Source organism: Vreelandella jeotgali Hwa, assembly GCF_000334215.1.
GTDB classification, from domain to species: domain Bacteria; phylum Pseudomonadota; class Gammaproteobacteria; order Pseudomonadales; family Halomonadaceae; genus Vreelandella; species Vreelandella jeotgali.
The window spans coordinates 156,980-182,430 of the sequence record NZ_AMQY01000014.1 but is presented as its reverse complement, the minus strand read 5'-3'; the positions used below and the strand labels follow the sequence as shown (position 1 = coordinate 182,430).

General features: G+C 64.8%; 22 protein-coding genes. 2 read left to right on the top strand and 20 right to left on the bottom strand.

Annotation, left to right across the window (positions count from 1 at the left end; all coding sequences use genetic code 11):
- Positions 1 to 2: 2 nt before the first annotated feature.
- Both C793_RS13625 and cobA read right to left on the bottom strand, forming a co-directional pair.
- The gene (locus tag C793_RS13625; RefSeq protein WP_017430205.1) at positions 3 to 1,466 is read right to left on the bottom strand and encodes a coiled-coil domain-containing protein; all 1,464 of its coding nucleotides are present in this window, start codon (positions 1,464 to 1,466) and stop codon (positions 3 to 5) included.
- Positions 1,467 to 1,611: 145 nt separating this feature from the next.
- Positions 1,612 to 2,445, bottom strand: coding sequence for a uroporphyrinogen-III C-methyltransferase (gene cobA, locus C793_RS13620; RefSeq protein WP_017430204.1), 834 nt, complete (start codon positions 2,443 to 2,445; stop codon positions 1,612 to 1,614).
- A 306-nt stretch (positions 2,446 to 2,751) separates the two neighbouring features.
- On the opposite strand from cobA, the gene C793_RS0106850 reads away from it, so the two are divergent.
- Positions 2,752 to 3,957: an amino acid aminotransferase gene (locus C793_RS0106850; protein WP_017430202.1), complete on the top strand. Its 1,206-nt coding sequence runs from the start codon at positions 2,752 to 2,754 to the stop codon at positions 3,955 to 3,957.
- A gap of 157 nt (positions 3,958 to 4,114) precedes the next feature.
- Here the strand turns inward: C793_RS0106850 and C793_RS0106845 are convergent, their stop codons facing one another.
- From C793_RS0106845 to leuC, 18 genes are all read right to left on the bottom strand, one after another.
- Positions 4,115 to 5,476 carry an MATE family efflux transporter gene (locus tag C793_RS0106845; RefSeq protein ID WP_017430201.1) on the bottom strand — a complete coding sequence of 454 codons (1,362 nt, stop codon included), beginning with the start codon at positions 5,474 to 5,476 and terminating at the stop codon, positions 4,115 to 4,117.
- A gap of 87 nt (positions 5,477 to 5,563) precedes the next feature.
- Positions 5,564 to 6,160 carry a YceI family protein gene (locus C793_RS0106840; protein WP_017430200.1) on the bottom strand — a complete coding sequence of 199 codons (597 nt, stop codon included), beginning with the start codon at positions 6,158 to 6,160 and terminating at the stop codon, positions 5,564 to 5,566.
- Between the two features lie 29 nt (positions 6,161 to 6,189).
- Positions 6,190 to 6,759, bottom strand: coding sequence for a cytochrome b (locus C793_RS0106835; RefSeq protein ID WP_017430199.1), 570 nt, complete (start codon positions 6,757 to 6,759; stop codon positions 6,190 to 6,192).
- 96 nt (positions 6,760 to 6,855) lie between these two features.
- The gene (locus C793_RS0106830) at positions 6,856 to 8,061 is read right to left on the bottom strand and encodes an O-succinylhomoserine sulfhydrylase (RefSeq protein ID WP_017430198.1); all 1,206 of its coding nucleotides are present in this window, start codon (positions 8,059 to 8,061) and stop codon (positions 6,856 to 6,858) included.
- 23 nt (positions 8,062 to 8,084) lie between these two features.
- A complete protein-coding gene (purF, locus tag C793_RS0106825; RefSeq protein WP_026106160.1) occupies positions 8,085 to 9,608 on the bottom strand; it encodes an amidophosphoribosyltransferase in 1,524 nt (507 codons plus the stop codon).
- A gap of 165 nt (positions 9,609 to 9,773) precedes the next feature.
- Positions 9,774 to 10,322: a CvpA family protein gene (locus C793_RS0106820; protein WP_017430196.1), complete on the bottom strand. Its 549-nt coding sequence runs from the start codon at positions 10,320 to 10,322 to the stop codon at positions 9,774 to 9,776.
- 69 nt (positions 10,323 to 10,391) lie between these two features.
- Positions 10,392 to 11,168, bottom strand: a complete 777-nt coding sequence (locus tag C793_RS0106815; RefSeq protein WP_017430195.1) for an SPOR domain-containing protein — start codon at positions 11,166 to 11,168, stop codon at positions 10,392 to 10,394.
- Positions 11,169 to 11,230: 62 nt separating this feature from the next.
- Positions 11,231 to 12,535: a bifunctional tetrahydrofolate synthase/dihydrofolate synthase gene (gene folC / locus C793_RS0106810; protein WP_017430194.1), complete on the bottom strand. Its 1,305-nt coding sequence runs from the start codon at positions 12,533 to 12,535 to the stop codon at positions 11,231 to 11,233.
- Positions 12,528 to 13,628 carry an acetyl-CoA carboxylase, carboxyltransferase subunit beta gene (accD, locus tag C793_RS13615; protein ID WP_017430193.1) on the bottom strand — a complete coding sequence of 367 codons (1,101 nt, stop codon included), beginning with the start codon at positions 13,626 to 13,628 and terminating at the stop codon, positions 12,528 to 12,530. Before accD ends, folC begins: the two co-directional genes overlap by 8 nt.
- Positions 13,629 to 13,697: 69 nt before the next feature.
- Positions 13,698 to 14,507, bottom strand: coding sequence for a tryptophan synthase subunit alpha (trpA, locus tag C793_RS0106800; protein ID WP_017430192.1), 810 nt, complete (start codon positions 14,505 to 14,507; stop codon positions 13,698 to 13,700).
- A 37-nt stretch (positions 14,508 to 14,544) separates the two neighbouring features.
- Positions 14,545 to 15,732 carry a tryptophan synthase subunit beta gene (gene trpB / locus C793_RS0106795; RefSeq protein WP_017430191.1) on the bottom strand — a complete coding sequence of 396 codons (1,188 nt, stop codon included), beginning with the start codon at positions 15,730 to 15,732 and terminating at the stop codon, positions 14,545 to 14,547.
- Between the two features lie 144 nt (positions 15,733 to 15,876).
- On the bottom strand, positions 15,877 to 16,518 hold the full coding sequence (locus tag C793_RS0106790) for a phosphoribosylanthranilate isomerase (RefSeq protein WP_017430190.1): 642 nt from the start codon (positions 16,516 to 16,518) through the stop codon (positions 15,877 to 15,879).
- Positions 16,515 to 17,438 carry a tRNA pseudouridine(38-40) synthase TruA gene (truA, locus tag C793_RS0106785; RefSeq protein WP_017430189.1) on the bottom strand — a complete coding sequence of 308 codons (924 nt, stop codon included), beginning with the start codon at positions 17,436 to 17,438 and terminating at the stop codon, positions 16,515 to 16,517. The genes C793_RS0106790 and truA overlap by 4 nt, the downstream gene beginning before the upstream one ends.
- 13 nt (positions 17,439 to 17,451) lie before the next feature.
- Positions 17,452 to 19,680, bottom strand: coding sequence for a FimV/HubP family polar landmark protein (locus C793_RS0106780; RefSeq protein ID WP_017430188.1), 2,229 nt, complete (start codon positions 19,678 to 19,680; stop codon positions 17,452 to 17,454).
- A gap of 175 nt (positions 19,681 to 19,855) precedes the next feature.
- Positions 19,856 to 20,968: an aspartate-semialdehyde dehydrogenase gene (gene asd, locus C793_RS0106775; protein ID WP_017430187.1), complete on the bottom strand. Its 1,113-nt coding sequence runs from the start codon at positions 20,966 to 20,968 to the stop codon at positions 19,856 to 19,858.
- 79 nt (positions 20,969 to 21,047) lie between these two features.
- Entirely contained in the window at positions 21,048 to 22,130 is a 1,083-nt protein-coding gene (leuB, locus tag C793_RS0106770) for a 3-isopropylmalate dehydrogenase (protein WP_017430186.1), read from the bottom strand.
- Positions 22,131 to 22,172: 42 nt separating this feature from the next.
- Positions 22,173 to 22,820 (bottom strand): 3-isopropylmalate dehydratase small subunit, encoded by a 648-nt coding sequence (gene leuD / locus C793_RS0106765; RefSeq protein ID WP_017430185.1) that lies wholly within the window; start codon positions 22,818 to 22,820, stop codon positions 22,173 to 22,175.
- 3 nt (positions 22,821 to 22,823) lie between these two features.
- Positions 22,824 to 24,290, bottom strand: a complete 1,467-nt coding sequence (gene leuC, locus C793_RS0106760; protein WP_017430184.1) for a 3-isopropylmalate dehydratase large subunit — start codon at positions 24,288 to 24,290, stop codon at positions 22,824 to 22,826.
- A 236-nt stretch (positions 24,291 to 24,526) separates the two neighbouring features.
- Here leuC and C793_RS0106755 point away from each other — a divergent pair, with 236 nt between their 5' ends.
- Positions 24,527 to 25,414, top strand: a complete 888-nt coding sequence (locus C793_RS0106755) for a LysR family transcriptional regulator (RefSeq protein ID WP_017430183.1) — start codon at positions 24,527 to 24,529, stop codon at positions 25,412 to 25,414.
- Positions 25,415 to 25,451: the final 37 nt, after the last annotated feature.

Sequence of the window (25,451 nt, the reverse complement as noted above, 5' to 3'; positions counted from 1 at the left end):
CCTTAGCTATCGTTGTCGTTGGCCTCGGCATCATCGCTTTCAGCGTTATGGCTGTTGGCATCACTGCTTTCAGCCGCATCGCTGTTGGCATCATCGTCTTCGGCATCGGCGTCGGCCTCGTCACCGGCGGCTTCAAACTCGACGCTCTTGCCCGAATCGGATTTTTCCGCTTCCCGGTCGTCCGATGTGGACTCATCGGGCTTGTTCTCATCGGGCTTGTTCTCACCGGACGCCTGCTCGCTCGGCGTGGACGTAGCCGCGTTCTCTTTATCCAGCTTCTCTTCATCCGACTTCTGGGCGTCGTTTTCATCGGCGTCATCGGCGGCAGACGATGCCGGCTGGTCAGCCGCGTCGGCGCTGTCGTTATCGGCGGCCAGCTGTTCTTCCAGCGAGCTCATGTCGCCGCGCCACTGATCGAGCTGAGTCTGCAGGCTTTCAAGCTGGGTCTGGCGCTCACCCAGGCCGTTATTGACCTTGTCCAGCTCGCCGCGTCCGCTTTCCAGCATGGACATCAGCTTGTTCAGCCTGGTGCTGGTTGCCTCAAGCTCCTGCGCGCGTGACGCACGCTTTTCGTCCAGCGCGTCCACTTCGTCCTGGAGGACATCGCGCTGCGCGCGAACATCGTCGCGCTCCTGCGCCAGGGCGTCGCGTTTTTGCTCCACGCTTTTGATCTCGTCTTTCGCCGCTTTCAGGCGCTCTTCGGCAGTGTCGATGTCCTGTTCAAGCGTGCTTAGCGTGTCTTCCGCCTGCTGCCGTTCCTTGACCGCCTGCTGGCGCTGTTCTTCGGCTTTCTGGCGGTCGGCCTCGGCGCTTTGGCGGGCCTCTTCAGCCTGCTGGCGGGCGTCTTCGGCTTCCTTGCGCGCCTCGGTTGCTTCCTGGCGCGCGGCTTGCACTTCATCAGCCTTGTCTTCCAGCTGAGTCAGCTCTTCCCGGGTGTCGCTGACCTGCTGCTGCAGCTCGTCGAGTTTTTGCTGCTGTGCATCCCGCCTGGCCTGGCGGTCTTCCAGGGTGCTTTCCGCCTCGCTGATGCTGTTGCGGGTGTCTTCCAGCGACGCTTCCGCTTGCTGCTGATCTTTCTCGAGCGCAGTGATCTGCTTCTTCAGCGCGGCCACGTTCTGTTTGGCTTCCTTCTGATCGGCGAGCTCTTCGCCCAGCTGGCGATTTTCCTGCTGGGTATCCGCCAGCTGGCCTTCGAGGCTCTCGATATGCTCGCCGCGGGAGCCGGCGCTGGATTGAGCAATGATCGCCCACACCACGGCGATGGCGGCAATACCGGCAATCGCCTTGACGCGGTTGTCCTTCATCAGCGCGCCGGCCGACGGCTTGCCGCCGCCGTTTGCCGAGGCCTGCGGCTCGTCGTGGCCGGTTTCCGGCCGGTTTTCCTTCGAGCCAGTATCCTGCGAATCCGTGTCTTGCGCCTCCGTATCTTCCGGGCGGTTATCTTCGGGACGATGATCGTCTGCCATGATGGATTCCCCTTCGCGTTGACGCGGTCAAGAAAGCGTTAATAAATGTATTGATACGGTCGATTAAGCTATACCGTCTGTTGCGCAACAGTACACGCTACCAGCATACACACCGATTCGTGTCTGACTACCCGCAGCGCCGTTGCTACGTCACACAGCGCAGCGGCGACAGCCGGCGATCGTCGATGAAGCCCCCGGCCCGGCCGCCGGGGGCGTCAAACCAGGCAAGCGAGCGGTGAAGTCTGACCACTTCTCCGACAATCAGCAGCGTCGGCGACGGAATCTCGTCGGCCAGATAGCTGGCCGGCAGAGCATCCAGCCGCCCCTCGTGTACCTGCTGATCCCGGGTCGTCCCCTGTGACACCAGCGCCAGCGGCGTGTTCGCCGCGAGTCCGTGTTCCCTCAGCGCAGCACAGATGCTCGCCAGACGGGCCAGCCCCATGTAAAACACCAGGGTTTGTCCGGGCCGGGCCAGCGACTGCCAGTCGGGGTCGCAGTCACCGTCCTGTAAATGCCCGGTGACCAGCCGCACCGACTGGGCATGGTCGCGATGCGTCAGTGGAATGCCCGCATAGCTGGCGCAACCCGAGGCGGCGGTAATGCCGGGAATTACCTCTACCGGAATCTGCTGCGCGACCAGGGTTTCCAGCTCCTCGCCGCCACGGCCGAAAATAAACGGGTCGCCGCCTTTCAGGCGCACCACGGCGTAGCCTTCGCGCGCCCAGTCGACCAGCGCCTGGTTGATGCCTTGCTGGGGCACGCTGTGGCGCGAGCGCGCCTTGCCCACGTAACACCGGTGCGCGGCGGCGGGAACCACGGCCAGCACCTCGGGGCTGACCAGACGGTCGTGCAGCACGATGTCCGCCTGTTGCAGGCGTTTGTAGGCTTTCATGGTCAGCAGCTCCGGGTCACCGGGACCCGCGCCCACCAGGCTGACGCTGCCTTTCGGCTGGGAAGAAATACGCTCTAGCAATGCCACAGGGCACCTCGGGGAAAGTTCATCGGCTATCAGCGCAGCATAGCGAACCCCGTGAAGACCCAAAAGTAATAAATAATAAGACCAATAACGCAAAAATGAATAACAAAAAGCCGCCGCCGGCTCGGCAGTAGCAGATTACCCGGCACAATGGCATTATACAGTGACACGAAGCCGGCCTGTGGTGTATCCGCTTTCATCTCACATCCGGAGCCACTTCGCATCCAGAGCCACTTCTTATTATTCGAAGCCACTTCTCATTTGAAGCCACTTCACATACCGCCGCCAGATAACGAGGTAGCCCAATTCATGTTTGAACCTGTTGAACGAGTGCCCGGCGATGCCATTCTCGGGCTGATCGAAGCGTTCAAGAACGACACCAATCCGCAGAAGGTTGATCTGGGGGTCGGTGTCTACCGCGATGACAAAGGCAATACGCCGGTCATGCGGGCGGTCAAGGAGGCCGAAACCCGCCTGCTCAAAAACGAAACCACCAAGACCTACATCGGCTCTCACGGCGCGCCGGCCTACGGTAACGCGATACTCCCGCTGGTTCTCGGGGCGGAGTCTCCGGTGCTGGAAGCCGGCCGCGCCAGCGCGACCCAGTCTCCCGGCGGCACCGGCGCGCTGCGCCTGGCGGCCGACTTCATCGCCAAACAGCTGCCCGGCAGGGACATCTGGGTCAGCGACCCGACCTGGCCCAACCACCACGGCATCTTCACCGCGGCGGGTATCGAGCTGCATAAATACCCCTACGTGGATGCCGACAACCGCCTCGACTTCGACGGTATGCTCGCGGCCATTCGGCAGATTCCCGAGGGCGATGTGGTCGTGCTCCACGCCTGCTGCCACAACCCCACCGGCTTCGATCTCTCCGCCGAGCAGTGGCAGGCTGTGCTCGAGGTCGTACGCGAACGCAAGCTGCTGCCGCTAATCGACTTTGCCTACCAGGGCTTCGGCCAGGGGCTGGACGAGGACGCCCACGGCGTGCGCCTATTCGCCGAGCAGCTGGATGAAGTCATCATCACCAGCTCCTGCTCCAAGAACTTCGGTATCTACAACGAGCGCACCGGCTGCCTGATTGCCGTGGCCAAAAACGCCGAGCAGATGGAAAACGTACGCTCGCAGTTTGCCATTGTCGCCCGGGAGAACTACTCCAACCCGCCGGCCCACGGCAGCTCGATTGTCGGCGAGATTCTCCACGATCCCGAGCTTGCCGCCGCCTGGCGCGAGGAACTGACCGAAATGCGCGACCGCGTCAACGGTCTGCGGCAGGCATTCGTCAAGGCGCTCGAACCCTACGGTCTGGCCGACAAGTACGCCTGCGTGGGCGAGCAGCGCGGCATGTTCTCCTACACCGGCCTGACGCCGGATCAGGTTGACCGCCTGCGCGAAGAGTTCGGCATCTACATGGTGCGCTCGGGTCGCGCCAACGTCGCCGGCTTCTCGCAGGAGAACCTGCCCTACATTGCCAAAGCCATCGCTGTGGTCAACGGCGTCAGCGTCGACGACTAACGCGCCCCCGCAATCGCGTCTCGGTAACAAAGCGCCCGGCTACGCTCAGGTAGTCGGGCGCTCTTTTGCATCTGTTTTTCCCCGAGCATGTTGACTGCAGGGTTCCACCCGCCAGGGTATGATTCGCGCCTTCGCCGCCGGAGCCCGGGGCGCCGGATCAGGCGTTATCTGCGCTTGCGTCTCTCGAGGACCGAGCGCCGACCATACGCCGCAGCAGCCGCCACGCCGTCAGACCGGCCAGCAGGTTACCCAGCGCCGCACCTGCGGCAAGCCCGGTCCAGCCGCCCAGCTGCATCCCCACCCACAGACACGGCAGGTAGCAGACGAACAGCCGCACCCCGGACATCACCATCGACCAGAGCGGAAAGCCCAGCGCATTGCCCGCGGACACGACCAGCATGCAGACCCCCAGCGCGGCATAGCTGGGCAACAAAAAGCGGATCAGTAGTGCCAGTTCATGCTGCACCTCGGGCTCGCCGGCCAGCACCAGCGCCACCCAGCGGGACGCCAGCACCATGACCAGCCCCAGCGCCAGCTGCCAGAGCACGGCCACCTGGAGTGCCAGGCGCAGCAGACGCCGAATCTGATCCCAGTCGCCGGCCCCGTAGCAGCGGCCCAGCCAGGGCGGCAGCGACATGGTCATGGCCAGAATCGCCATCAGCGATAGCGTCTCCAGCCGGCTGCCCAGCCCCCAGGCGGCCACCAGGGTCTCGCCCAGCGAGGACACCACCGCGATCGCCAGCATGGCCGACAGCGGCGGCATCAGCTGGCTGATCATGGCCGGGCCGGCAATACCGGCAAAGGGCCCGGCCGAATACCGCGCTTCGGCGCCCAGCCCCCGCCGCGTCAGCCAGCGATGACGCCCCAGCTGGCGCGCGGTAATCCCCAGCCCCACGCCGAAAGCAATAACGCTGGCCCAGGCGGCGCCCGGCAGCCCCAGGCCGCCGACGGGCCCGGCACCGAAAATCAGCAGCGGGTCCAGCGCCAGGTTGACCAGGCTGGTGACCAGCATCATATTGCCCGGCAGGCGGGTATTGCCGTGGGCGCGGAACACGCTGTAGGAAAAATACGCCAGCGCCCCGAACCAGGCCGCGAGCAGCTGTACCGGCCAATAGCGGGCAATATAGTCAAACGCGGATTGATCCGCGCCCAGCGCGGTGAAAAGCGGCTGCTGGCCGACCCACAGCCCCAGCGCCAAAACGCCAATGAGCGTACTGCCGACCATCATCACCAGGCTGCTCAGGCGCCGGGCCCGGGCCGTTTCTCCGGCGCCCAGCGCTCGAGAGATCAGCGCGGCGATGGCGATACCGATACCCACCTGGGTCCCGATAATCAGAAACGACAGCGGAAAGGTAAACGACTGCGCCGCCAGCGGCGCGGTGCCCAGCCGGGCGATAAAGGCGCTGTCCACCAGCTGGAAGCCCAGCAGCGACAGGGCGCCAATGGCCATGGGCCAGGTTTGCTGCCACAGCTGCTTGCCCAGCGGGCCGGCCGCTGTAGTCTGCGATGCGTATGCCAAGAATCTCTCCCGGTGGAAAACCGTGGCCCCAACGTAAAAGCGCCACCGCCCTGGGCAAGGCGGTGGCGCTTTCGCTGGCAGACCCTGTTACTGACGAATGCCTTCGAAGGTGACGTAAAGCTCCAGCTCGCGCATGGGCTCGGGGAAATCCTGCATATCCACGCCAAAATCGCCCGGCGCCAGCGTAGTGCTACCTTCAAAGCCGGCGCGGTAGCCACCCCAGGGATCATCGCCCTCGCCGATCAGGGTAACCGGCATGTCAATCGTCCGGGTTTCGCCGTGCAGCGTCAGCTCGCCGGTGACGATGCCCTGATCCTCGCCGGTCGACTCAAAGCCGGTGGATGCAAACGTCGCCGCGGGATAGGCGTCGGCATCGAGAAAGTCGTCGCTGAGGATGTGGCGGTCGCGCTCGGCGTGGTTGGAGTTGAGGCTGGCAACGTCAACCTCGAACTCAACCGATGACGCCCCGGGATTTTCCGGATCGTAGTCGAATTCGCCGCTGAAGTCTTCAAAGTTGCCGAGAATATAGGAATAGCCCAGATGGCTGATTCTGAACTGCACAAACGCGTGCTGCCCCTCGGTATCGACCGTATAGGTAGCGGCCTGGGCCTGGGTGAACGGCAGCAGCGCTGCGGCAACGGCCGCCGCGGTGGCGGTCTTCCTGAGCGTATTGACTGTCGACATCCTGTTTCTCCTTGAAGAGGTAACCCGTTTTAATGGGGTCCGGCGTCATGGTGTGCGGCGTCGCCGGCGCGAAGCATGCGTAACAGCGTCCGGCGCTTGTCGAGCCAGTGATGCTTCAATGCTATCAGGCCGTGACCGCCCGCCAGCACCAGTAGCATGAGAGCGCTATACCAGTGAATGGTTCCGGCAATCTCCGCCTGATTGTCGTAGCCGGATAGCGTCGCCGGCAGCTCAAACCAGCCAAAAACGCTGACGCCGCTGCCCCTGGCGGTTGTGATCAGGTAGCCGCTGACCAGCGCCACCAAAAGCAATACATACAGCAGCAGATGCCCGGCATGCGCCGCAGCGGCTTCAAAGCGGCTGCCTTCGGCACGGGGCGCGGGCTGGAAAAACCGCCACAGCAGCCGGGCCACGGTGGCCAACAGCAGTATGGCGCCCGCCGAGCGGTGTACCCAGGGCCCCTGATTATACCAGGCGTCGTAGTAACCCAGCCCGGTCATCCACCAGCCCAGGACAAAGAGGCCAACCACGGCCAGCGCGCTCAACCAGTGCAGCGCAATGCTGATCCATCCCCAGCCGCCGGGCGTATTGCGCCACATGAAAGTCTCCTTTACGGCCTGTTGTCGACTACCGTTGATTGTGCCTCAGCCGGGGCGCGTCAACTCGGAGCGCATCAGACTGCTCCGGTCGCCCTTTCAGATCAGGGCATCCAGCCCCCGCGCGAGGTCCGCGCGAATATCCGCCGGCGCTTCAAGCCCCACCGAAACGCGCAGCAGGCCCGGCGTAATACCCGCGGCGGCTTTCTGTTCGTCGGATAGCTTCCCGTGGGTCGTGCTCGCCGGATGGGTAATGGTGGACTTCACATCGCCCAGGTTGCCGGTAATCGAAATCAGCTGCGTAGCGTCGACCACCTGCCAGGCGCCCTGCTGGCCGCCCTTGACGGTAAAGCCCAGCACCGCGCCGAAACCCGCCTGTTGCCGCGCGGCCAGGGCGTGCTGCGGGTGGTTTTCCAGCCCGGTGTAATGGACGCTGGCAACTGCGGAATGGTCAGCCAGCCACACGGCGAGCTGCCGGGCATTCTCGCACTGGGCGCGCATGCGCAACCCCAGCGTCTCCAACCCCTTGGTAAAGATCCAGGCGTTGAACGGGCTCATGCAGGGGCCGGCGGTGCGCACCGCGCCGAACACGCCTTCCAGCAGATCGTGGCCGCCGACCACCGCGCCGCCAACGGCCCGGCCCTGACCGTCGAGATACTTGGTGGCCGAATGGATGACGATATCGGCTCCCAGTTCCAGCGGGCGCTGCAATACCGGCGTCAGAAAGCAGTTGTCGATGGCCAGCCAGGCATCATGACGGCGAGCCATATCGGCCAGCGCCGCAATATCGGCCACTTCGGCCAGCGGATTGGACGGCGTTTCGGCAAACAGCAGCCGGGTGGCCGGCGTGATGGCCGCTTCCCAGGCGTCGAGGTCGGCCAGCTCGACGTAGCGGGTGACGATGCCGAAGCGAGCCAGATACTTGTCCAGCAGGCTTACCGTGGAGCCGAACAGCGAGCGCGAGGCGACGATTTCATCGCCGGCGGACAGCAGCGCCAACGCCGTGCACAGAATCGCCGACATGCCCGAGCTGGTCGCTACGCAGCGCTCGCCCCCCTCCATGGCGGCCAGACGCTTTTCAAAGGTCTGCACCGTGGGGTTGGTAAAGCGCGAATAGATATTGCCCGGCTCGTCGCCGTTGAACTTGCGCGCCGCTTCGGCTGCACTGCCGTAGACAAAGCTCGAGGTCGGAAAAATCGGCTCGGCGTGCTCCTGCTCGGGGCCGCGATCGTGGCCGGCGCGGATGGCCAGCGTCTCCAGCGACCACGCCGCCTGGGCGTTATCCTGGGGTATATCATCGTGCATGACAGGTTTCCGGTAGGATGCGGTTAATCATCGAGATCGTCGTCCTGGTTGTGCATACCCACCAGGGCGTTATCGCCGGCGCTGGTATTGCGGGTATCGTCGTTGCGGCTGGCTTCCAGCGCGTCCAGATAGGCGCTGTCGATATCGCCGGTGACGTATTCGCCGTCGAATACCGAGCAGTCGAAGCCGTCAAACGCCGGATTCACCTCGCGGCAGGCGGCCTTGAGATCTTCCAGATCCTGATAGAAGATGCGATCAGCGCCGATCAGCTCGCCCACTTCGGCCTCACTGCGCCCGTGGGCAATCAGCTCGCTGGCCGCCGGCATATCGATGCCGTAGACGTTGGGATAGCGCACCGGCGGCGCGGCCGATGCAAAGTAGACGTTGCGCGCGCCGGCATCCCGGGCCATCTGGATGATCTGGTGACAGGTAGTGCCGCGCACGATGGAATCATCCACCAGCATGACGTTTTTATCCTGAAACTCGATGTTGATGGCGTTGAGCTTCTGACGCACGGATTTCTTGCGCTGGGTCTGGCCGGGCATGATGAAGGTGCGGCCGATATAGCGGTTCTTCATGAAGCCTTCGCGGTAGGTCACCCCCAGGTGCTGGGCCATTTCCAGCGCCGAGGTGCGCGAGGTATCGGGAATCGGAATCACCACATCGATATCGTGATCGGGCCATTCGTTGAGTACGCGATCGCCGAGCTTGCGGCCCATGTGCATGCGCGTGCCGTAGACGTAGGCGCCGTCGAGAATCGAGTCCGGCCGCGCGAGATAAACGTGCTCGAAAATGCACGAGCGCAGCTGCGGACGATCGGCGCAGACCTGAGTATGCACCTGGCCGTCCATGTCGACAAAGACCGCTTCGCCCGGCGCCAGATCGCGCTCCAGCTCGAAACCGCCGACGTCCAGCGCCACGGATTCCGACGCCACCATGACTTCCTGCCGGCCGTCTTCTGCGGTGCGCGTGCCGAACACCACCGGACGAATGCCGTTGGGATCGCGGAACGCCACCATGCCCACGCCGTTGATGATAGCGACCGCCGCGTAGCCGCCGTTGCAGCGGCGATGGACGCGACGTACGGCGTCAAAAACGTCTTCCGGCGCCAGATGCAGGCCCTGCTTGCCCAGCTCGTGGGCGAAGACGTTGAGCAGCACCTCGGAGTCCGAGCTGGTGTTGATGTGGCGCAGATCGGTGGAAAACAGCTCCTGCTTGAGCCGGTCCGAGTTGGTCAGGTTGCCGTTGTGCGCCAGGGTAATGCCGTAGGGCGAGTTGACGTAAAACGGCTGGGACTCGGCCTCGCTGGACGACCCCGCCGTTGGATAGCGCACATGCCCGATGCCCAGTTGACCCTTGAGCCTGGCCATGTGGCGGGTATGGAAGACGTCGCGCACCAGACCATTGCTTTTGCGCAGGAAAAAGCGCCCTTCGCTCCAGGTCATCATCCCGGCGGCGTCCTGGCCCCGATGCTGAAGCACGGTCAGGGCGTCATAAATGGCCTGATTCACCGCCTGCGTGGCCATAAGACCAACGATACCGCACATGCTGTTTACCTCGTTATTTGGCGACGTGGTTTCACGATGTTGTCAGGCGATGCTGCCTGACAATCCGTATGGGATGACGACCGGCCGTAGCGCAGGCCGGCCACTGTTGGCGGTGGCTCGCGGGCCGCTATCCCGCTGCCGGCCCTGGATAAGCCGCCGGGCCGCTCAGGTGGCCTCATCCAGGCGAAAATCCGGCAGGTCCAGCTCTTTCAGCGACTCCGGCGCCGAGGGGAGCTCGTGCTCCCACTGGTCAAGCTGCTTCAGCGCCCAGCCGCGCAGCTGTTCAAAGGTCGGCCGCAGTGTGGCCTGTTGCCAGGCATCCAGCTCTACCAGCGGCGTCAGCGTCAGCAGCACCGTGGCCACCAGCAGAATCGCTGCTCCCCGCGCCAGTCCGAACACCGCGCCGGCGAGACGGTTCAAAAAGCCCATGCCTACCCAGACGATAGCGGCGTGCAGGGCACGAATGACAATGCCGCAAAGCAGAATCACGGCAAAAATGACCAGCGCAAAGCCCAGCACCAGGCGAGCATCGAAGCTGGCGATCCAGTCTTCCATCAGCGCCGCCACGGGCTCGGCCAACACCCGCGCCACCATCAGCGCCACAATCCAGGCGGCGAGGCCCAGCGCTTCGCGCACCAGCCCGCGGACAAACCCCGCCAGCATCGACAGCGCCATGACGGCGAGAAACAGCGTATCAATCCAGGTCAGCGCCACGCCTTGATCCCCCGGGTTGGTGTGTTGGCTCGGTCAAGCGGACAGCTTCCGGGGCCGGCGGTGCATACGTCAGTCGTCCACACGGATCAACAGCCCCTGCTGGTTGGCGCGCTGCTTGATCAGCGACATGGCCGCCTCGCCGTCCTTCGAGCGGGCAAAGGGGCCGACCAGCACGGTGGTCAAATCGTTGTCCCGAGCGCGGGTATAAACGCTGAAGCCCTTGTCCTCGAGTTCCTGTTTCAGCCGCCGGGCGTTATCCGCCTGGCCGAAACTGCCCACCTGGACGGCCCAGTCGCCGCCGTCGACGGCCCGAGGCATGTCGTCGCCCTGCTCCATCAGCGCCGCAATCGGGTCGCTGTCATTTTCCTTTTGTGACTGCTGATCGGCTTGCTGCTGACCGGCGTCCTGTTGATTAGTGGCCTGTTGATTGGCGTCCTGCCGGTCGGCCGTATCGGTGGCCTTCTCGCTGCCCGCCGGCTCGGGCGAGGCGGGCACGGCCTCGGCGGCGTCATCCCCGGCGGTTGCATCGTCTGTTGTATCTGCCGTCCCGGTGGCACTTTCGATCGGCGCGGTGTCGATAACCGTTTCCGCTTCGTCGCCGTCAACATTCACCGCGCTGTCGGCAGTTGCGTCGTCGTCAGCGGCCCGGGTCGCTTTAACCGACTCGGGCTTTTCCGGAACCGCCACGTCGTGGCGCTCGACGTCCACGGGCTCCTCGATGGTGAACGAGGGTTGCGGCGGCTCATCGCGGGGTGCCGGTTCGCTCATCAGCCAGGGAATCAGAATCGCCGCCAGCGCCAGAAGGATGACGACACCGCTGATGCGCTCGGTTTTACCGTACTTCATCTGTGCAATTCCTTTATCCGCTGAAGGCCGTTATCCGCTCGAGGCCGCCATCTGCACGGGGCTCAGACGTCATCGTCGGTGTCCGCCACGCCCAGCAGCGCGCCCACGGTGAAAAACGAGCCGGCCACCAGCACGCGATCCGCCGCCGCCAGCTGCGTTTCCAGCCATTCGGCGCCGGCCCGGGGCGTGGCGGCGCAGTGGCGTACCCGGCCGCTGCGGTCGGCGACGACCTCCGCCAGTGCCCGTGCATCGCACCCCCGGGGACCGTCAAGGCTGACGCACACCCAGTCACTGATAGCCGGCGCCAGCGCATCGATAACGCCGCCGGCATCCTTGTCGCCGAGCATCCCCAATACGCACCAACGCTTTCCGCCCGGCGGCAGCGAGCGCAGTCGTTCGGCAACGTGGGCCGCTGCGTGAGGGTTATGGGCCACGTCAAAACACCACTGGCCACGCCACTGCATGCGTCCCGGCAGGCTGACCCGTGAAAGCCCCGCTACGACCGCATCGTACGCCGGCGTGACACCGGCAAGCGCTAACGCCTGAATCGCCGTGGCGGCGTTGTCCAGCGGCAAGCCGGGGTCGGGCAACGCCGTCAGCGAAGGCGCCCCGTGGCGGTGAAACGTCCAGCCGCCGGAAGCCGGCGGCGTACGCGAAAAGGCCCTGCCCAGGGCGTACAGCGGCGCCGGGCGTTCGACAGCGGTTTCCTCGACGCTTGGCGGTAGAGCGTCGCTACCCAGCACCGCCGGGCGCCCGGCGCGGAAAATACCGGCCTTTTCGCGTCCGATCTGTTCGATATCGCTACCCAGAAAGCCGGCATGATCCCGGGCAATAGTGGTGACCACCGCGACATCGGCGTCGATGATGTTCACCGCGTCCAGCCGGCCGCCCAGGCCGACTTCGAGTACCATCATGTCGACATCGGCGTGCCTCAGGCACCAGAGGGCGCAGAGCGTTCCGGCCTCGAAATAGGTCAGCGTCACCTCGGGGAACCGCCGGCGGGCCTGCTCGACCTGCTCGAACCCCGCCACCAGAAGCGCGTCGCTGGCCGGCTCGCCGTCAACGCTGACCCGCTCGTTGTAGCGCACCAGATGTGGCGACGTGTAGGTGCCCACGCGCCGGCCGTGGGCCAGCGCGAGGCTTTCCAGCAGCGCCACGGTGGAGCCCTTGCCGTTGGTGCCCGCCACGGTAACAACCTGCGGCGCTGAGCCTGCATCGGCCCCCGTCAGACGGCCCCGGTGTACCAGCCCCATGCGCGCCGCCACGTCGCGTACGCGCTCGAGCCCCATGTCGATACCCACCGGATGCAGCTGCTCCCAGTGCGCCAGCCAGGCAGACAGGGCGTGACCGGGCGTTGCCTCAGGCATCGCGGGACTTGTCGTCCGTATCGGCGCTATCGTCAGCGTCGGTGGCCGCGGTGTCGCCCGCGCCCTGCGCCTCGTCGGCGGGTGCCTTGTCGGCATCGGTGTCGTCGCCAGGCGCCTCGGTCGCTGCCGGCTCGTCGGCTTCGCCGGACGCGGTTTCCGCGCCTGCATCGGAGTCGTCGGCCACCGGCCGAGGCTCGGGCTCGGTTGCCTCGTCGTCAACGGGGGTGGCCTTGTCCGTGGGCTGCTGGCCCGTCAGCTTGCGTAGGAGAGCGGCCAGGCGGGTGCGCATATCGTGGCGGTGAACGATCATGTCGACCGCGCCGTGCTCCAGCAGGAATTCGCTGCGTTGAAAGCCTTCCGGCAGGGTTTCGCGCACGGTCTGTTCGATAACCCGCGGGCCGGCAAAGCCGATCAGCGCGTTGGGCTCGGCCAGGTTGAGGTCGCCGAGCATCGCCAGCGATGCCGACACGCCGCCGAAAACCGGGTCCGTGAGGACGGACACATACGGCACGCCTTCTTCCTTGAGGCGCTCCAGCGCCGCGGAAGTCTTGGCCATTTGCATCAGCGAAAACAGCGCTTCCTGCATCCGCGCCCCGCCGGAGGCGGCAAAGCAGATCAGCGGCAGGCCTTCTTCGCGAGCCAGGGTCGCTGCGCGCACGAATCGCTCACCCACGACCGCGCCCATGGAGCCGCCCATGTAGGTAAACTCAAACGACACGGCGATGACCGCCAGACCGTCCAGATGGCCGCGCATGGCAACCAGGGCATCCTTTTCGCCGGTGGATTTCTGCGCGGCGGCCAGGCGGTCCTTGTACTTTTTGCTGTCCCGGAACTTCAGCCGGTCGACCGGCTCCACCTCGGCGGCAATTTCCTCGCGCTCGCCGCTGTCCAGAAACCAGTCCAGGCGCTTGCGCGCCGTCAGGCGCAGATGGTGATCGCACTTGGGGCAAACGCTCTGGAGCTTCTCCAGCTCGGGCAGGTACAGCACCGACTCGCACCTGGGGCACTTGCGCCAGAGGCCGTCAGGCACGCTGGCACGGCGGTCCTTGCGCTGGATTCGACCCATGGGAGCAATTTTATCTAGCCAGCTCATATCAAAAAGGCTTCCGTTATACGTTAACGCCCGGCGCAGCCGAGCCTGGGTGGACAGATGAAAAGGATACTAGCGGGGCGCATCCATGGCGCGGCGCATATCGCCCAGCACCTGCTTCAGCTCGCCGGGAATGGCCTCGGGGGTGGCGGTATTGTCGGCGATACGATTGACCAGCGCGCTGCCGACAATCACGCCGTCCGCCACCCTGGCGACGTTGGCGGCGGTCGCGCCATCGCGGATACCGAAGCCCACGCACAGCGGCAGGTCGGTCAGCTCGCGTAGCGGCGCCAGGTGCTCGGCAACGTCGTCGGCGTTGAGCGTGGCCGAGCCGGTCACCCCCTTCAACGAAACGTAGTAGAGATAGCCGTCGCCGCTGGCGCAGATCGTCTCGGCGCGCTCCCGGGACGTAGTGGGCGCGACCAGAAAAATCGCTGCCACGTTGTTTTGCTTGAGCAGCGGCGCCAGCTCGTCGGCTTCTTCCGGCGGCATATCCACGGAAAGCACGCCGTCGACCCCCGCCTGCGCGGCCTGTTCGGCGAAGGCGCGGTAGCCGATACGTTCCACCGGATTGAGATAACCCATCAGCACCACCGGCGTGACGCTGTCGGTGCGGCGAAATTCGGCGACCATGTCGAAGAGGTCAACCAGTCGGGTTCCGGCCTTGAGCGCGCGCTCGCAGGCCTGCTGGATCACCGGGCCGTCGGCCATGGGGTCGGAAAACGGCACGCCCAGCTCGATGACATCGGCACCGGCTTCCACCAGCGCGTGCATGAAGCCCACGGTGTAATCCGGTGCGGGATCGCCGGCAGTAATAAAGGGAATCAGCGCCCGGCGGCCCTGCTGCTTGAGTTCGCCGAAGCGTTGGTCGATGCGATTCATGGCTATCCTTTACAGTCGGATCGTTGACAACAGACTCTTAAAATTCAATACCGTCGAGCCTGGCCACCGTCATGATGTCCTTGTCGCCGCGTCCGGAAAGGTTAACCACAATATGCTGATCCGGACGCATGGTGGGCGCCAGCACCCTGGCGTGGGCCAGCGCATGGGCGGACTCAAGCGCCGGCATGATGCCTTCCATGTGCGTCAGTTCGCGGAAGGCTTCCAGCACGGCGTCGTCGTTGGCGGCCACGTAGTTGACCCGGCCGGCGTCTTTCCACAGCGCATGCTCGGGGCCGACGCCGGGATAATCCAGGCCGGCGGAAATCGAGTGGGTGTCCGCCACCTGGCCGGCCTCGTCGGACATCAGATAGGTGCGGTTGCCGTGGAGCACGCCGCGCGGCGCGCCGGACGACAGCGGCGCGGCGTGGCGGCCGGTATCCACGCCGTCGCCGCCGGCTTCCACGCCGTACATGGCAACGCCCGCGTCTTCCACAAACGGATAGAACAGCCCCAGGGCGTTGGAGCCGCCGCCCACGCAGGCGACCAGTGCATCGGGGAGCTGACCGATATGCTCCAGCGACTGCCGGCGGGCTTCGCGCCCTACCACCGCATTGAAGTCGCGCACCAACAGCGGATAGGGGTGCGGCCCGGCGACGGTGCCAATGATGTAGAAGGTGTTGTCAACGTTGGTTACCCAGTCGCGCAGCGCCTCGTTCATGGCGTCTTTCAGCGTTTGCGTCCCGGACGTGACCGGAATCACCCGGGCGCCCAGCAGGCGCATGCGATAGACGTTGAGCTTCTGGCGCTCCACGTCGGTGGCGCCCATGTAGACATCGCACTCCAGCCCCAGCCGAGCGGCCACCGTGGCGGTAGCCACGCCGTGCTGGCCGGCGCCGGTCTCGGCGATCACCCGGGGTTTGCCGGTTTTCCGCGCCAGCAGCGCCTGACCGATGGTGTTGTTGACCTTGTGCGCACCGGTGTGGTTCAGGTCTTCACGCTTGAGCCAGATCTGCGCGCCGCCCAGCGCCTGCGACCAGCGCTCGGCGTGGTACAGCGGCGACGGCCGGCCGACGTATTGCGCCAGGTCACGGTCAAACTCCGCCTGGAAGGCCGGGTCATCACGCAGCTCGGCGTAGGTGGTTTCCAGGTCTTCCAGGGCAAAGCTCAGCGTTTCCGACACGAAGCGGCCGCCGTAGGGGCCGAAGTGCCCCCGGGCGTCCGGCATCCGGGCCAGATCGCTCAGGGTGGTGGCGTCGGACGCGGACTGAGGGGTGGAACGGGCAGGAACGGTCACGGAATTACCTCACAAAAACGCCGGGAATTAAGCAGTCAACAATGGCCGCCCACGGGCGCCGGCCCGGGGCAACGTTCAGCATGGTTGGTTGGCGCGCGACACCTCGCGCACAAACGCCGCCATGCGAGTCGGGTCCTTGATGCCGGGAGCGGCTTCCACACCGCCGGAAACGTCGACTGCATGGGGGGCAACCTGATGGACCGCAGGGCCGATATTATCAGGCGTCAGGCCACCGGCGAGGATAACAGGTTTTGCCAGCGCTGCGGGAATTCTTGACCAGTCAAAGGTATCGCCGGTACCGCCGGGCACGCCGGGGCGATAGGCGTCGAGCAGCAGCGCCCGGGCGCCCCAATAACGCGCGGCCTCGCGCTCAAGGTCAACGTCGTCGCGCATGCGCAGCGCCTTGATCCAGGCCCTGTCACTGTGGCGCGCGCAGTCGTCGGGGGACTCGTTGCCGTGAAACTGCAGCAGGTCCAGATACGGCGCGCAGCGGCGAACAAATGCCGGGTCGGCGTCGACAAACAGCCCCACCCGGGTAACAAACGCCGGCACCTCCGCGGCCAGCGCGGCCAGCGTTGACAAATCGATGGCGCGCTGGCTGCCGGGCCACATGACAAAGCCCAGTGCATCAACCCCCAGCGCCACCGCGCGATGAACGTCATTGGCCTGAGTGAGGCCGCAAAATTTGATACGAGTCCGTGCGACAGCCGACGTCACGATGCGCCCTCCTCGACCGCTCGGCGCGGCCGACCGCGGCGCAGACGCACCATGCGCGAGTCGGGAATCGGGCGCTCCCCGGTCCATTCACCGGTCGAGGCCAACAGCCCCGGGCCCAGCGGCTCCTGCGGCAGCGCGAAGGCATCGTCATAGCGCACGTCAACGAAGTGCAGACCGGTGGCCGGCGCGGTGACGTCACCCTTCCGGCGGTCCTGGAGCGCCAACAGCCGCGCCAGCCAGTCGTCATCCCGAGCGCCCCGTCCCACGCTGATCAGCGCGCCGGCTATGTTGCGAATCATGTGGTGCAGAAAGGCGTTGCCCTGAATATCGATCACCACCAGAGGGCCGTGACGCCTGACCTCGAGGAAGTGCATGTGACGCCAGGGGGTTCGCGAGCGACAGCCGGCCGCACGAAAGCTGGAAAAATCGTTTTCGCCGACCAGCGCCTGGGCGGCGCGATTCATGGCCTCGGCATCCAGCGGGTCGCGGCACCAGGTGACATTGGCGCGTTCGAGCACCGGGCGATTGAGCTGATTGACGATCAGATAGCGATAGCGCCGCGCCAGCGCACTCAGGCGCGAGTGAAAATCATCGGGCACGGGCTTGACCCAGCGAACGGCGATATCCCCGGGCAGGTGGGTATTGGCCCCGAAAACCCAGCTTTTTTCGCTACGCGCCGCCGGCGGGTCGAAATGCACAATCTGGCGCGTGGCGTGCACGCCGGAATCGGTCCGGCCGCTGGCGTGAAGGCGCACCGGGGTATTGGCGACCCGCGCCAGGGCCTCTTCCAGCGACGCCTGCACCGAGGGGGCATGGCTCAGGCGCTGGAAACCGCAATAGTCGGTTCCCTGGTATTCGATGCCCATGGCCAGCCGGCCGGTCAGCGGCGTGGTTTCATCAAAGCGGTCAAACAGCGTCATCGATTCAGGTCATTCAGGTGGAGGAGCGGTTATTATCCTGACTCGACGGCTTGAATGCCACCTCTTCAATGTCCCATTCGGTATCTTCCTCCGAGCCGGCAGGCGTCTTCCGGGGAGGGGCTGCCGGGCCCGCTTCGCTGAACTCCACGGTGGGCTGCATCGGGGTTTCCTCGCGCTCGGCCGGCGCATCGGTCAGCGTCGGCGGGCGGTAGTCGATCACCCGGTCGCCATATTCATCGTCAATGGCCAGCGCCGCCGCTTCCGCTTCGTCCAGACGGCGCTGCCTGTCCTGCTCCGCCAGCCCGGCCGCCTGGCTACGCTCCAGCCGGCTACTGTCCTGCTCCTCGTCCGGGCTGTCATCGGCCATCAGTGGCGCTTCCGGCGCCTCTGCGTTGGGCGGCATTGCTTCGCCTTGCGGCTTTTCAAGGGGCTCTTCCAGGGGCTCCTTCAGGGGCTCCTTCAAGGGCTCTTCCAGCGGCTCTTCCAGGTGCCACGCTACCTCATCGCCCTGCGAAGGCTCGCTGCCCGGGGCTGCCGTGTCGGTATCCCGGCTTGCATCTGCCATCTGGTCGCTCCGGCCTTGATCGTAGGGCGCGCTATCCGCGGACGACGGTCCATCAGCCACCGGCGTTTCATCAGCAGCCGGCGCTTCGTCCTCGGACGCGACCCTGTCCTCGGGCGCAGCTCTATCCACGGACGCTATTCCTTCGGCATCCACGCTGAAGGCAGTGTCATCGTCGGGCTCGGTTGCGGACGCCCCACTTGCCGCAGCGGTGCCGGCGTCTTCCCCGGCGTACGACGTCGCCCCGACCACGCGGGGAATGTCGTGGGCCATATCGCCGCTTTCATGTTGACGGCGCCGAGACATCAGCCAGATCAGCACCAGTAGCAGCAACAGCATGAGCCCCACCAGCGGCCAGCGGTACTCCGAGGCGATCGCCAGCATCCCCCGCCGGGCGATATCCAGTTTGCTGACCGGCGGCGCCACGTCGGAATTCTGCGTCGAGGTGTCCGGCGTTTGTGTAGCGCCGTCCTCGACGCTGTCCGCCGGGACGTTGACGTCCTGCATTTCCTGGCGGGCCAGCTCGACCTCCTGAAGCGCCAGCTCATCGGTCAGCTGCGCGACCCTGGCCTTGAGCTGCGATACCTCGTCACGCAGCCGGTCACGCTGGCGAGTCACCCGTTCGAGCCGCGCCTGCTGCTGGTCTTCCCGGGCCGAGTCGCTGCTCTGATCCGCCTTGGATGCCTGTGGGCTCTGGCCCAGGCGTTTGGCGACACCCAGGGCCGTGTCCTTCAGCGCCGGCGAATCGGGTTTTTCATCGTCCTGAGCATCCTGAGCCGACATCGCGTCGTTGTCGTCGAACAGGCCGTCAAGCACCTCGCCGGACAGATCCAGCGGCACCTGCACCGGCCCGCCGGGGCCGCGGATACGCCAGGCGGTATTCATGTAGTCGATGATTTTTTCCGCCTCGTCCGGGCTACGCTCGCGCATCTGCGCGCTGGGCGGCACCTTCAGATTGAAACCGGCGTTCATGCCGTTGATATTGCCGTCGGGAAAGGCCTCGGGGTTGGCTTCCACCAGCGCCAGCATCAGCTGTTCAACGCTTACCGAATCGGGTTTTATGCGCTCGGCCACGCTCCAGAGGGTGTCGCCGTTGCCCACGTAGGTCGACGCCGGCGTTGCCGTGTCGGGCGTAGCACCGGCGGCCTGCGTGTCTGCGTTTCGCTGTCCGGCGTTGGCGCCTCCGGCATCTGCAGTGCCTGCCCGGTTTATGGCTGCCTCGTTTTCAGCGGATGCCGAGCCGCCGACAGTCGCGGAATCACTGGAAGAGGCGGGATCACTGGAAGAGTAGTCCGGTGGATCGAACAGCAGCGTCACATCCTGATGGACGCTGCCGTCGGGGGTAAAAACCTTCAGCAACAGGTCCAGCCAGGGGGTGTTGGCGGGTTCGCCGGAGGTCAGGCGGATTTCGGGCGCGCCGCTGCCGGCATGAATCTCGGCCTTGACGCTGGAAGCCAGCTCCTGCCACTCCAGCCCGGCATCGCCGAAGGCCGAGCGGTCGGCGACGCGCACTGCCAGCTGATCGGGCGCATACCGGCCGGTATCGACCAGCGGAATGGAGACGTTGAGCGGTGAGTTGAGATAGGAATGCACCGCAGGCTGGCCCAGCCCCAGCGCACAGGCAAACGGACTGGCCAGCAGTGATACCCATAACGCGGCCGCTGCAAGTGGTAATTTCATGAACGCTTTTTCCCCGATTCCGGCGCGCCGGACGAATACATAACGGAGCCGGCGCTACTGATACGCTTTTTTATCATACCCCGCCCGGCGTATCAGCGGGTAGTCAAAAACGCGACGCAAAAAAAGCGGGCACTTATGCAAGCACCCGCTTTTCCGTGCTACCCGGTTCGGGCCATTACCGCTCGCGCAGCAGCGTCAGCATGCGCTTGAGCGGTTCCGCGGCGCCCCAGAGCAGCTGGTCGCCGGCGCTGAACGCCGAGAGATACTCATCGCCCATGGCCAGCTTGCGGAGCCGGCCGACCGGTACCTGCAGCGTGCCGGTAATCGCGGCGGGCGTCAGCTGATCGATGGTGGCGTCCTTGTCGTTGGGTACCACGCTCACCCAGTCGTTGTGCTTCGCCAGACGATCCTCGATTTCGTCCAGCGGCACATCCTGACGGAGTTTGATGGTAAACGCCTGGCTGTGCGATCGCATGGCGCCGACGCGCACGCAAAGCCCGTCGATGGGAACGGGGTTGTCTTCGCGCCCCAGAATCTTGTTGGTTTCGGCGCCGCCCTTCCATTCTTCGCGGCTCTGACCGTTATCCATCCTGCTGTCAATCCAGGGCAGCAGGCTGCCGGCCAGCGGCGCGCCGAAGTTGTCCGTGGGGAAATCACCGCTGCGCATGGCCGCGGTCACCTTGCGGTCGATATCGAGAATCGCGCTGGAGGTATCCTTGAGCTCTTCACCGACGCTGTCGCGGAGCCCGCCCATCTGGTTGAGCAGCTCGCGCATGTGTTTGGCCCCGGAGCCGGACGCCGCCTGGTAGGTCATGGAGGTCATCCACTCGACCATATCGGCGTCAAACAGCCCGCCCAGCCCCATCATCATCAGGCTGACGGTGCAGTTGCCGCCGACAAAGGTCTTGCTGCCCCGCGCCAGCTGATCGTTGATCACGCCGCGGTTGACCGGGTCCAGCACCAGGGTGGCGTCGTCGGCCATGCGCAGGGTGCTCGCCGCGTCGATCCAGTAGCCCTTCCAGCCGCTCTGGCGCAGATCGCTGTAAACGGCCTTGGTGTAGTCGCCGCCCTGGCAGGTCACGATAACGTCCAGCGCCTTGAGTTCGTCCAGCGCGAAGGCGTCTTTCAGGGCGGGAACCTCAACACCGATAGCCGGGCCGGGCTGGCCGACCTGCGACGTGGTGAAAAATACCGGCTCGATGCCGTTGAAATCCCCGTCCTCGAGCATCCGCTGCATGAGCACGGAGCCCACCATGCCGCGCCATCCGACAAAACCGACTTTCAACATGAAAAGTCCTCCAATAAAAACTGTCGTGCCATGATACACGATTGCGCATCGCGTTTTGTGTTCACCCGGCCGGCACGTTTCAGGCCTGTTGGGCAAACGCCTCGAGCACGGCGTCGCCCATGGCTCGGGTGCCAATGGCACGCGCGCTGTCGTCGGCCAGATCGGCGGTACGCAGCCCGTCGTCCAGCACGCGGCCCACGGCCGCTTCGATGCGTTCAGCCAACGCGGTTTCACCCAGCGAGTAGCGCAGCATCATGGCCACCGAGAGCATCATCGCCAGCGGGTTGGCCAGGTCCCGGCCGGCGATATCCGGCGCGCTGCCGTGGCAGGGTTCAAACATGCCCTGGCCGGACTCGTTGAGCGATGCCGAGGGCAGCATGCCGATGGAGCCGGTGAGCATGGCGGCGGCGTCCGAGAGAATATCGCCGAACATGTTGCCGGTGACCACCACATCGAACTGCTTGGGCGCGCGCACCAGCTGCATGGCGGCGTTGTCGACGTACATGTGCGACAGCTCGACGTCGGGATATTCCGGCGCCAGCCGCTCCATGACGTCGCGCCACAGCATGGTGACTTCGAGCACGTTGGCCTTGTCGACCGAGCATAGCTTGCCGCCGCGCTTCTGCGCCATCTCGAAGGCCACCCGGCCGATGCGTTCGATTTCCGCTTCGCCGTAAACGTAGGTGTTGTAGCCCACGCGCTCACCGTCGCGCTCTTCCGTGCCTCGGGGGTGGCCAAAGTAGATGCCGCCGGTCAGCTCGCGCACGATCATGATGTCCAGCCCCGAGACCAGCTCGGGCTTGAGACTCGACGCCTCGGCCAGCTGCGGATACAGCAGCGCCGGGCGCAAATTGCCGAAAAGCCCCAGGTGCTTGCGCAGGCCCAAAAGCCCCTTTTCCGGACGTTTGGACAGATCCTCGACGGCGTCCCATTTGGGGCCGCCAACCGCGCCCAGCAGCACCGCATCGGCGGCCCGGGCCTTTTCCAGCGTCGGCGCCGGCAGCGGCTCGCCGTGGGCATCGTAGGCTGCACCGCCTACCAGCGCTTTTTCCACGTCGATATCGAGCCCGGCGGTTTGGCAGGCGCCCAGCAGCCGCGCGGCCTGGTCGGTAATTTCCGGGCCGATGCCGTCACCCGGGAGTAACAGAACCTTGCGTGTCATGTGAATCATCCATGTTTATCAGAGCGTGTATGACCAACGGCGTCAGGCCTGATCGCGGAACAGCCAGGGGCGTTGGGCGCGGTGACCGGCTTCGAACTCACGAATGGCGTCCTGATCTTTCAGCGTAATGCCGATGTCGTCCAGGCCTTCCAGCAGGCACTGCTTGCGAAACGCATCCACCTCAAAGCCGATCGCCTCGCCGTCCGGCGTGGTGATCTGCTGATTCTGCAGATCCACGTCCAGCGCGTAGCCGTCGTGGGCCTCCACCGCCGTGAACAGCCGATCAACGGTGTCTTCGTCGAGGGTAATCAGCAGCAGGCCGTTCTTGAACGCGTTGTTGTAGAAAATATCGGCGAAGCTCGGTGCAATAATCGCGCGCAAGCCGAAATCCTCCAGCGCCCAGGGCGCGTGCTCCCGCGAGCTGCCGCAGCCGAAATTGCGCCGCGCCAGCAGCACTTCGGCGTTTTGGTAGCGCGGCTGGTTAAGCACAAAGTCCGGATTGAGCGGCCGCTGGCTGCAATCCTGGCCCGGCTGGCCTTCATCCAGATAGCGCAGCTCGTCAAACAGGTTGACGCCAAAGCCGCTGCGTTTGATCGACTTCAAAAACTGCTTGGGAATAATCAGATCGGTATCGACGTTGGCGCGATCCAACGGCGCGACCACGCCTTCAAAGCGAGTAAACTGTTTCATGGTTCAGGCCTTCTGTGCGTGGTTGTCATCGTTGGCGGGAAGACGGCGCACGTCAACAGAACGTACATCAACAAAGTGGCCGGCAATCGCCGCTGCCGCGGCCATGGCGGGGCTGACCAGATGCGTTCGGCCGCCGTAGCCCTGGCGCCCTTCAAAGTTGCGGTTGGACGTTGACGCGCAGTGCTCGCCGGCGCCCAGCTTGTCGGCGTTCATCGCCAGGCACATGGAGCAGCCCGGCTCGCGCCACTCAAAGCCCGCGTCGGTAAAGACCCTGTCGAGCCCTTCTTCCTCGGCCTGCTGCTTCACCAGCCCCGAGCCGGGGACGACCATCGCCAGCTGGATGCTGTCGGCGACCTTTTGGCCCTTCGCCACGGCGGCGGCCTCGCGCAAATCCTCGATGCGCGAGTTGGTGCACGAGCCGATAAACACCTTGTCCAGGCGGATATCGGTGATGTTCTGGTTGGGCGTCAGGCCCATGTAGTCCAGCGCCCGAGTGTGGCTGGTGGCCAGGGTATCGTCCGGCGCATTGGCGGGGTCGGGTACCTGACCGCCGATGCCCGTTACCATTTCAGGGCTGGTGCCCCAGCTCACCTGGGGTTCGATGTCGGCGGCGTCAAGCGTCACCACCTTGTCGAACTCGGCACCGGGGTCGGAGACCAGCTGGCGCCAATCGGCAACGGCGGCGTCCCAGGCCTCGCCGGTGGGCGAGTACGGGCGATTGCCGATATAGTCGATGGTGGTGTCGTCCACGGCGATCATGCCCACGCGCGCGCCGGCTTCGATGGCCATGTTGCACACCGTCATCCGCCCTTCCATGGACAGCCCCTCGATGGCGCTGCCGGCAAACTCGATGGCGTGGCCGGTGCCGCCGGCGGTGCCGATGCGGCCGATAATCGCCAGCACCACATCCTTGGCGGTAACGCCCGTGCCCAGCTCGCCTTCCACGCGCACCTGCATGTTTTTCATCTTTTGCGTCAGCAGACACTGGGTGGCCAGTACGTGTTCGACCTCGGAAGTACCGATGCCGTGGGCCAGGGCACCGAAGGCACCGTGAGTCGCGGTGTGCGAATCGCCGCAAACCACGGTCATGCCCGGCAGCGTGGCGCCCTGCTCGGGGCCGACGACGTGGACGATGCCCTGGCGCGGATCGTTGATACCGAACTCGACGATGTCGTATTCGCGGCAGTTGTCATCGAGGGTTTCCACCTGAATCAGCGATACCGGGTCCTTGATGCCCTTGTTGCCTTCAGCACGCTCGGCCACCGTGGTGGGCACGTTATGGTCGGCGGTGGCAAGGTTGGCATCCAGCCGCCAGGGCTTGCGCCCGGCCAGCCGCAGACCCTCGAATGCCTGCGGCGAGGTCACTTCGTGGAGCATGTGGCGGTCGATGTAAATCAGCGCGGTGCCGTCGTCGCGCTGAGTGACCAGATGCTGCTGCCAGAGTTTGTCGTAAAGCGTTTGCGCTGCCATGTTGTCTCCCGGGCCTGGGCCCCGCGTTGCGCGCCGGCGGGCCCATTTATCGGGCACGCCGGCACCGTGATATCATTCCAGTCACTAAAAAATGTTGTATAAAATTCTTGTATAACTCATCCTGTCCACTAATGCGCCTTCCATGCGACATAAGCCGATTACGGGACAGTGTTGCTTTGCACTTCAATAAATGCAATTCATGTTATTTATACTTTGGATTCCTTTAAGGAATACGAATGGACACGCAAAGCCTGCAAGCCTTTTTGGCCGTCGCTGATTGCCAAGGCTTTTCCCGCGCGGCCGACCAGCTGCACCTGACCCAGCCGGCCATCAGCAAGCGGATTGCGGTGCTGGAGGACCAGTTGGGCCGGCGGCTTTTTGATCGCATTGGGCGTCGCATCACGCTGACCGAGGCGGGCGAAATGCTGATGCCCAGAGCTCGGGACATCGTGCTGGCGATGGAAGACAGCCAGCGGGCACTGGCCAACCTTTCCGGCGAAGTCGGTGGCCAGCTGAGGCTTGCAACCAGCCACCATATCGGCCTGCACCGCCTGCCGCCGCTGCTAAGACGCTACACTCGGCGCCATCCGGAAGTGGAGCTTGATCTGGCGTTTCTGGATTCGGAAGAGGCCTATCAGGGCGTGCTCGACGGCCGACTCGATATCGCCGTGGTGACCCTGGCTCCCGAGCCCCACGAGCAGCTCGACGTGGTGCCGGTATGGCAGGATCGCATGTGCCTGGTCTGCGCGGCGGATCACCCGTTAAGCCGGAAAGGCTCCCTGACCCTCCCGGAGCTTTGCCGGCACGCTGCCGTGCTGCCCGGCCCGCTGACCTTTACCCGTACGCTGCTGCATGAGCGCCTGGCGCGGGAGGGACTCGCACTTGACGCCAGAATGTCGACCAACTATCTGGAAACCCTGAAAATGATGTGTAGCGTGGGGCTGGGATGGAGTTTTTTGCCGGAAAGCATGCTCGATGACGACCTCATCGAGCTCAACGTCGACACGCCCCCGCTTTACCGGCCGCTGGGCTACCTGGTGCACAAAAACCGCACCCTGCCCAACGCCGCGCGTCAGCTGATCGCCGCGCTGGACGCCGTCAGGGAAGCCGGCGCTGCCCCCTGACAATGCCGCTATTGGCGCACGGCGCTCCGCATTGACA

Bases quoted from the DNA above. Each gene is read 5' to 3' on its own strand.
- C793_RS0106780 (WP_017430188.1), bottom strand. From the start codon at position 19,680: ATGAAATTACCACTTGCAGCGGCCGCGTTATGGGTATCACTGCTGGCC.
- accD (WP_017430193.1), bottom strand. From the start codon at position 13,628: ATGAGCTGGCTAGATAAAATTGCTCCCATGGGTCGAATCCAGCGCAAG.
- asd (WP_017430187.1), bottom strand. From the start codon at position 20,968: ATGTTGAAAGTCGGTTTTGTCGGATGGCGCGGCATGGTGGGCTCCGTG.
- C793_RS0106835 (WP_017430199.1), bottom strand. From the start codon at position 6,759: ATGTGGCGCAATACGCCCGGCGGCTGGGGATGGATCAGCATTGCGCTG.
- truA (WP_017430189.1), bottom strand. From the start codon at position 17,438: ATGACGCTGTTTGACCGCTTTGATGAAACCACGCCGCTGACCGGCCGG.
- folC (WP_017430194.1), bottom strand. From the start codon at position 12,535: ATGCCTGAGGCAACGCCCGGTCACGCCCTGTCTGCCTGGCTGGCGCAC.
- trpB (WP_017430191.1), bottom strand. From the start codon at position 15,732: ATGCCGGACGCCCGGGGGCACTTCGGCCCCTACGGCGGCCGCTTCGTG.
- leuB (WP_017430186.1), bottom strand. From the start codon at position 22,130: ATGACACGCAAGGTTCTGTTACTCCCGGGTGACGGCATCGGCCCGGAA.
- leuD (WP_017430185.1), bottom strand. From the start codon at position 22,820: ATGAAACAGTTTACTCGCTTTGAAGGCGTGGTCGCGCCGTTGGATCGC.
- C793_RS0106815 (WP_017430195.1), bottom strand. From the start codon at position 11,168: ATGAAGTACGGTAAAACCGAGCGCATCAGCGGTGTCGTCATCCTTCTG.
- C793_RS0106850 (WP_017430202.1), top strand. From the start codon at position 2,752: ATGTTTGAACCTGTTGAACGAGTGCCCGGCGATGCCATTCTCGGGCTG.
- C793_RS0106755 (WP_017430183.1), top strand. From the start codon at position 24,527: ATGGACACGCAAAGCCTGCAAGCCTTTTTGGCCGTCGCTGATTGCCAA.
- trpA (WP_017430192.1), bottom strand. From the start codon at position 14,507: ATGAATCGCATCGACCAACGCTTCGGCGAACTCAAGCAGCAGGGCCGC.
- leuC (WP_017430184.1), bottom strand. From the start codon at position 24,290: ATGGCAGCGCAAACGCTTTACGACAAACTCTGGCAGCAGCATCTGGTC.
- C793_RS0106830 (WP_017430198.1), bottom strand. From the start codon at position 8,061: ATGCACGATGATATACCCCAGGATAACGCCCAGGCGGCGTGGTCGCTG.
- C793_RS13625 (WP_017430205.1), bottom strand. From the start codon at position 1,466: ATGGCAGACGATCATCGTCCCGAAGATAACCGCCCGGAAGATACGGAG.
- purF (WP_026106160.1), bottom strand. From the start codon at position 9,608: ATGTGCGGTATCGTTGGTCTTATGGCCACGCAGGCGGTGAATCAGGCC.
- C793_RS0106840 (WP_017430200.1), bottom strand. From the start codon at position 6,160: ATGTCGACAGTCAATACGCTCAGGAAGACCGCCACCGCGGCGGCCGTT.